Genomic DNA, 7,441 nt, shown 5'->3' with positions numbered 1-7,441 from the left:
CGTGTACGCGGTCGGCGACATCGCACGGTGGCCGGACCCGCACACCGGCGAACGCATTCGCGTGGAGCATTGGGTGGTGGCGCAGCGGCAGGGACAAACGGCGGCGCGCAACGTTCTTGGCGCACGCGAGCGGTTCGATCACGTGCCCTTCTTCTGGAGCGCGCACTACGACGTGAGCATCAACTACATCGGCCACGCGGAAAAATGGGACAACGCGGCGGTCGACGGGGATGCGGCGAAGCACGACGTGTCGGTGCGCTTCGAGCGCGGCGGCAAGCTGTTGGCGCTGGCGACGCTGTTCCGTGACGAAGAAAGTCTCCGTGAGGAGATCCGGATGGAGAGATCAGTGTGATGCAGCGTACTGGCGTAAGCCAAAGCGACCACGGACGAACGTCGGACAAGAGCGGACAGGCACGGAGACGGCGGAACTGCAGTCAACGGCGGTTGCGAGGCCATTTAGGAAAACCCTCAGGATGCTTCGAATTAGAAGCGTCCTGAAGGTTTTCTAAAGAGCTCACATCAAACGCAGTTACAAACGGTTAACGCCGTCTCCGTGCCGTTCCGTGTCCGTCCGAATTTTTCCGTGGTAGGTTGTTGCTCGAAGACGCAGATCGTCCCGATTCTCGGACACCATGTCTCCGGGACGGGACACAAATTGTGATTAACCGCACAGATCAAGGCTTAACACATGGCCCGTGGCGTGCCATTTTCCCCAATCGGGAGCCACGCGCGGGGGGTGCGTGGTCCACCGCCCAGGAGGCGTAACGTGCGTAAGCTCATCTCTCTGACCTTGGCATCGACGGCAGTCGTCGCGATGGCGTGCGGCAAATCCAAATCGCCGGCATCGACGGCGATGAACGCCGATCTCAAGCGCGACCTCCAGCTCGCATCGACGACGCAAAATCTCCGGATCAATCCGGATGAAGTGTCGCCCGAGAGCAAGCAGGAGCTGGCGCTGCGCACGAAGAAGGCGCCGGATGGGCCGAAGGTCATTCGCACCGAGCATCCGACGGTGAAGGCTTCGGCCACGCCCGTCGAAGCGGCCGAGATCAAGACGGACATTCCGCAGGTCGTCGTGGCGGCTTCGTCGCCCTCGCCTTCGGAAACCCCAACGCCGGATGCACCGCCGCTCGCGAGGCCGGCGCCCATGCCGACGGCTAACTATCCAACGGCTGCAACGATTCCCGCGTCCAACCCCGGCTCGGCTGGTTCGGGTGGAATTCTGGGCGGCATCTTCGGCGGCATCATTCGCGGCGGCATCGGCGATGACGACCACTGCGATCCGCATCCTCGGGCGCACCCGGTCGGTCACCCGATCGGCGGCGGCCAGATCTACACGCGGCCTGGCGGATTCCCCGGCGGTGGCCGTCCGATGGGCGGCCGCTTCCCGTGAACTTTTTCGGTACGGCGGTGGTAAGAGCTCGGTAGTAATTCCCGTCGTGGGGGCGGGATCGGCGGCGTCGCTCGGATTCGTCCGGGCGGCGCCGTCTTCTTTTCGTCCCAGGGCTGAACCATTTGATATCGGGCGCTGTCCAACTGCGCGGTGGTGAAATTTCAACCTCCCGCTGGTCCCCTCTCGTTCCCACACGTGGAGTGTCGATGGACGCCCTGCTTCGCGACATCAGCTACAGCTTCCGCCGTCTGCGAAGGAGTCCCGCCTTCACGATCATCGTCGTACTCACGCTGGCACTCGGTATCGGCGCGAACACCGCGATCTTCAGCGTCGTCAACACCGTGCTGCTTCGACCGCTCCCATACCGCGCGCCGGAGCGGCTGGTCTCCGTCGAGCACTTCTATCCATCGCTCAACAACATGGAAGCGCCGGTGTCGGCGCACGGCTTTCACGACTATCGCGATCAGACGAAAAGCTTCGAATCATTCGCCGTCGAGACGCAATTCGGCGCGAACCTCACCGGCACCGGCGATCCGGAGCGCGTCCCCGGCTCACGTGTGTCGGGCGACTGGTTTCACGTCCTCGGCGTGAGTCCGATCGTCGGGCGCGCCATCTCGCGCGACGACGATCAACCCGGCAAGGAGCACGTCGTCGTGTTGAGCTACGGCCTGTGGACGCGACTCTTCGCGAACAGTCCGTCGGCGGTCGGCAAGACGATCGAGCTCAATGGGGAGAGTTATCAGATCATCGGCGTGATGCCGCCGAGCTTTTACGCGTTCTACGGGCGGAAATCGGATCTGTTCGTGCCGCTGGCGTTGACGCAGGCGCAGCTCAGCGGCGGATACACGAATGAATATTTGAATTCCGTCGCCCGGCTCGAGCCCAGCGTGACGCTCGACCAGGCGCGGGCCGAGATGACGTTGTTCGCGGAGAATCTCAAGAGGGCGAACGCGAATTCGTTCTCGCCCAAGTGGACGCTCAAGGTGCGCACGCTCGACGATCTGTCGAGCGGCAGCGCGCGCACGGGGCTGCTCGTGCTGCTCGGCGCCGTGGGCTTCGTCCTCCTGATCGCATGCGCGAACGTGGCGAATCTGTTGTTGGCGCGGGCGGCCATTCGCATCAAGGAGATCGCGATCCGATCGGCGCTCGGCGCCGACCGCGCGTCGCTCATTCGGCAGTTGCTGACCGAGAGCGTGATGCTCGCGATCGTCGGCGGCGTGCTCGGATTGGCGTTGGCGCAATGGGGCGTGAAGTCGCTCGTCGCGATTTTCCCGCAGCTGCCGCGCGCGTCCGAGATGGGCATCGACGCCAACGTGATGGTCTTCACGCTGCTCGTCTCGATCGCGACCGGCCTGCTGTTCGGCCTCGCGCCGGCGCTCCAGTCCTCGACGACGAATCTTCAGGAAACGCTAAAGGACGGTAGCCGCAGCGGCGCCGCCGACTTCGCCGGCCGCACGCTTCGGCGCGGACTCGTGATCGCTGAAGTCGCGCTGTCGCTCACGCTGTTGGTGGGCGCGGGCTTGCTGATCAAGAGCGTGGCACGACTGCAGAGCGTGAGCCCCGGCTTCGACGCGCGCAACCTGCTGCTGTTCAATCTGAATCTGCCGCCGGTGAAATACCCGAGCGATACGTCCGAGATTCAGCTGGTCAGCCAGATTACGGAGCGGCTGAATGGGTTGAGCGGCGTCAGCGCCGCGGGGGTCACGTCGGTCATTCCCTTCGGCGGCGGCTGGTCGACAGCGAGCTTCGAGATCGAGAACCTCGTCGTGCCGCCGGGACAGAATGGGCCGTGGGGCGACATTCGCGTCGTGTCGCCGAGGTTCTTCGAGGCGATGCGCATTCCGCTCGTGCGGGGCCGGATGTTCGGACCGCAGGACGTGCAGGGCGGACCGCAGGTCGCGATCATCGATCAAGTCTTCGCGAAGAAGTATTTCGCGAACACCGATCCGATCGGTAAGCGCATCACCTTTGGCGCGGCGCGGGGCAAGACCGACTCGACGTGGATCACCATTGTGGGTGTCGTTGGGCACGCGGCGCACGAAGGGCTCGACGCGGAGCCGCGCATTCAGTACTACTTCCCGACGACGCAGGCCGGTATTCGCGGAATGACCGTGGTCGTGCGCACGACCGGCAATCCGCTGGCCATGCTGCCGGCCGCGCGCGAAGCAGTGCATTCGGTCGATCGCAATCTGCCATTGTCGCAGGTGAACACGATGGACAAGCTCGTCGAGCAGTCGGTCGGACAACGGCGGCTGTCGATGTTCCTGCTCGGTGTCTTCTCCGCGATCGCGGTCCTGCTCGCGTCGATCGGCATTTACGGCGTCATGAGCTACTCCGTCACGCAACGCACGCGCGAGCTGGGCATTCGCATGGCGCTGGGCGCCGCGCGGTCACGCGTGCTTGCACTCGTTGTCGGTCAGGGAATGATCCTCGCCGCGGCTGGAGTCGCGATTGGTTTGGTTGGCGCATTGGCGCTCACACGCCTGCTGTCGTCGCAGCTGTTTGGCGTCGGCGCGACGGATCCGGCGACGTACGCCATCGTCTCCGTGCTGCTGGCGGCGATCGCGCTGTTGGCGACGTTGGTGCCGGCGATGCGCGCCACGCGCGTCGATCCGGTCGTAGCGCTGCGAGACGAGTAGCTCGGGGCGGCATGGCCCTGCCTGGCCGAAGGCAATTCGGCGACGCATTGTTAGCCCATGCCGACACGCCGTGACTTCCTGCGAGAATCCGCCAGCACCGCCGCGATGCTGGCGGGCGCACCCTCGCTGTTGCTTCGGTCGCGCGCCGACGCCGACATCGTCGTTCGGAACGGAATGGTCTTCGACGGCACCGGGGCGACGGGGCGTGAGGCCGACGTCGTCATCACCGGCGGACGCATCGTGTCCGTCGCGACGCGATCGCCGGAACATGGCGCCACGGAGATCGACGCGCGCGGCCTCGCTGTTGCGCCCGGCTTCATCGACATCCATTCGCACGGCGACGGATCGCTGTGGGATGATCCGCGCTCCGAGTCGCTGATCCGTCAGGGCATCACGACCATCGTCGTCGGCCAGGATGGGTCGTCGCGCGTTCCGCTGCGCATGGGCGCGGAATCCATCGACGATGCACGCCGCCAGTACGGGCGATTCACCGATCTGTGGAAGGCGCTCGCCCAGCTTCAACCTTCGGTGAACGTCGCGTCGATGATCGGACTCGGCACCGTGCGCGACGTCGTGATCGGCGGCGACAACCGCAAGGCGACGCCGAACGAGCTGGCGCGCATGAAGGAAATGGTGGTTCAGGCGATCGCCGACGGCGCATGTGGCGCGTCGTCGGGCCTGGAATACACGCCGGGCGCGTTCGCGCCGCGCGATGAGCTCGTTGAGCTGTGCAAGCCGCTCGCCGCACGACGTCTGCCGTACGCGACGCACATGCGCAACGAAGACGATCAACTCCTCGAGGCGATCGACGAGGCGATCGCCGTCGCGCGTGGCGCGGGCTGTCCATTACAGATCTCTCATCTCAAGACGCAGGGCCCGCGCAACTGGAGCAAGCTCGATGGCGCGTTCGATCGCATCGCGCAAGCGCGCGCCGGCGGGTGCGACGCCGCGTTCGACCGCTATCCGTATGTCGCCTACCAAACCGGACTGACGAACCTGTTCCCCGTTTGGAGCCGCGACGGAAGCACTGACGCGTTCTTGAAGCGGTTGATCGATCCGCCGACGGCTGATCGCATTCGGCGTGAGGCACTGGCGAAGGTCGAGCTGATCGGCGGCTGGGACAACGTCATGATCGCCAACGTTGCCAACCCAGACGATCGCGCGGCTGAAGGGCAGCAGCTTGGCAAGTACGCCGCGGCGCAGGGAATCGATCCGTATACGATGGCGATGGTGCTGCTACAGCATAGCCACGCCGACGTGGGCATGGTCGGCTTCGCGATGAGCGAGGACAATCTCGACCGCATTCTCGCGCACAGGTACGGCATGGTGTGCAGCGACGGCGGCGCGTTCGCGGTTGACGGTCCCACGCGGCGCGGTCACCCGCACCCACGCGGACTCGGCACGTTTCCCCGGATTCTCGCGCGCTACGTGTGCGAGCGGAAAACCCTCACGCTGCCGCAGGCGATCAACAAGATGACGGCGCTACCGGCGTCGCGCATTCATCTCGCCGACCGCGGACGACTGGCGCCCCGCATGGCGGCCGATGTCGTCGTGTTCGACCCCGCGACGGTTCAGGACACCGCCACGTATGCGGATCCGTTCCAGTATCCGACGGGAATCAACACCGTCATCGTCAACGGTGTCATTGCGCTGCGTGACGGAGAACGCGGTGGCCGGCACACGGGCAAGGCGCTGCGCGCGAGCTGATCACCGCCGCCGCTCGAGTCAGGTCGAGCGGATATAGGTGCAGCCGACTTCCTGCGCGCGGTGCGCCGCGTACACGCCGGTCGGCTGCAGGATGACGCCCGGAATGAGATTCGCCTTCAGCTCCTGATACACCGCCGCCGTGGTCGCTCCAGCCAGACGACGCGAGATCTGGCCGGCATAATTCCGCGTCGCCAGGTCGCACGCCAGGACGATATGTCCCTTCGCGAGCAGTTGCGCGGCGATCGTACCGGCATGCGGGTTGTGGGTGGCCCAATCGCCCGATCGATCCCTGACCTTCTTGTCTTCACCGATCGCGTACTTCGCCCACATCGCGTCGTTGAACGCGAGCGGGACGCCGTGATGCCGGAGGACGAGCACTGTTTGCGCATCGTCGGATCCGAGCGCGTCGTGCATCGCGCGGACGTATCCCGTGGTATGATTCAGCGCCAATCCGTCGTCGATCTCGGGCGAATCGAACACCGCGCGATGCTTTGCTTTGAGTCGCGTCGTCCACGAGTCGTCCCAGTTCGATGGCGCCGCGCCGCGCGGACCAGGAGTCGGTACCGTCGTCGCGCTCTCGACTGCCGCCGCGGGACCGCGACACGCAGCGGCCGCGAGCGCCAACGCCGACACCGCGACCTGACCGAGAAATCCGCGGCGGGGCGTTTCCTGCTCGAGTGAATCCGTCACGTTGCACCTGATGATAAAAGTCTAATGTCTTCCGATTCGATGATGTTCAGTCCGGGCGCGTCGTCGCGAGCGGCGTTCACGAGCACGCGCGCGACGTCGCTCGCCTGAACCGGTTTGTATCGCCCCGGCGCGAGCCAACCGAAGCGTTTGGCGAGCTCCTCGCCAAACCGCGGCGGGTGGCGGTCGCCAAGCAGCAGGGACGGACGCACGATGGTAACGCTGCGATACGGCATCGTCCGCAACGCGTCCTCGAGATCACCCTTCACTCGATTGTAGAAGATGCGCGACTTGGGTGACGCGCCAAGCGCGCTCACGAGGAGAAAATGTCGCGCGCCCTCTTCGACCCCGAGCATCGCCGCCCGCTTCGGGTAGTCGAAATCGACCCGGCGAAACGCCGCTTGCGAGCCGGCTTGTTTGATCGTGGTACCCAGCGCGCAGAAGATCTGGTCGACGGCAAACAGATCCGAGCGCGTCGCGAGCGCGTCGAAATCCACGACGACGACGCGCGTTTTTGGTGACGGAAGGTCCAGCGGCCGGCGCGCCAGCACGGTGATGCCCGCGACACTATCGTCGGCGTCGAGTTGGCGGAGACATTCGCGACCGACCAAGCCGGTCGCGCCGAGCAGCAAGACGGAACGGCCGGCAGTCTTCATCGCCGGCTAGCGTTTCGCGATGACGTTCAACGAGACAAGCAGCGTGACGAGAGCCGCGAGCAAGACGACAATCAACACGGCGCGACGCCGCCCGCGATTCAACGCCTTCCAACTCGCTTCATCGAGATAGTAGCGCCCGTTCCCCGCGTCGCGAAGCACCGCGCGATTCACCAGGCCGCGAAAGATGCGATTCGATTCCACACCGAGATCGCCCGGCGCGCGCGCGTCCGCCGGCGACGTGGCGCCGGCGCCGAGATACATGTACACGATATCGCGCTGCCTCCGCAGGACGATGGCGGCCGCTGCTCCCATTGGGTGCTCCGATGAAGGGTTGCCTTCAGCTTTACGATACAGGGATA

Annotated in this window: 7 protein-coding genes; 4 read left to right on the top strand and 3 right to left on the bottom strand. The window is 65.1% G+C overall.

Annotation, left to right across the window (positions count from 1 at the left end; translation table 11 throughout):
* From VN706_14565 to VN706_14550, 4 genes are all read left to right on the top strand, one after another.
* Positions 1-352: FAD/NAD(P)-binding oxidoreductase (locus VN706_14565; protein HXT16859.1), on the top strand; the 352-nt coding region annotated here is incomplete at its 5' end.
* Between the two features lie 414 nt (positions 353-766).
* A complete protein-coding gene (locus tag VN706_14560; protein ID HXT16858.1) occupies positions 767-1,393 on the top strand; it encodes a hypothetical protein in 627 nt (208 codons plus the stop codon).
* A 206-nt stretch (positions 1,394-1,599) separates the two neighbouring features.
* Positions 1,600-4,032 (top strand): ABC transporter permease, encoded by a 2,433-nt coding sequence (locus VN706_14555; protein ID HXT16857.1) that lies wholly within the window; start codon positions 1,600-1,602, stop codon positions 4,030-4,032.
* Between the two features lie 57 nt (positions 4,033-4,089).
* Entirely contained in the window at positions 4,090-5,739 is a 1,650-nt protein-coding gene (locus VN706_14550; protein HXT16856.1) for a D-aminoacylase, read from the top strand.
* A gap of 18 nt (positions 5,740-5,757) precedes the next feature.
* Here VN706_14550 and VN706_14545 read toward each other — a convergent pair whose 3' ends face one another.
* Genes VN706_14545 through VN706_14535 form a run of 3 tightly spaced genes read right to left on the bottom strand, consistent with a single transcriptional unit; the run spans position 5,758 to position 7,394 of the window.
* Positions 5,758-6,429: a hypothetical protein gene (locus VN706_14545; protein HXT16855.1), complete on the bottom strand. Its 672-nt coding sequence runs from the start codon at positions 6,427-6,429 to the stop codon at positions 5,758-5,760.
* On the bottom strand, positions 6,426-7,082 hold the full coding sequence (locus VN706_14540; protein ID HXT16854.1) for an NAD(P)H-binding protein: 657 nt from the start codon (positions 7,080-7,082) through the stop codon (positions 6,426-6,428). The genes VN706_14545 and VN706_14540 overlap by 4 nt, the downstream gene beginning before the upstream one ends.
* 6 nt (positions 7,083-7,088) lie before the next feature.
* Positions 7,089-7,394, bottom strand: a complete 306-nt coding sequence (locus VN706_14535; GenBank protein ID HXT16853.1) for a hypothetical protein — start codon at positions 7,392-7,394, stop codon at positions 7,089-7,091.
* Positions 7,395-7,441 lie beyond the last annotated feature (47 nt).

This window comes from Gemmatimonadaceae bacterium, assembly GCA_035606695.1.
In the GTDB taxonomy this organism is placed as follows: Bacteria; Gemmatimonadota; Gemmatimonadetes; order Gemmatimonadales; family Gemmatimonadaceae; genus JAQBQB01.
The sequence above is the reverse complement of the archived record's forward strand: the minus strand, read 5'-3'. Positions and strand labels throughout refer to the sequence as shown.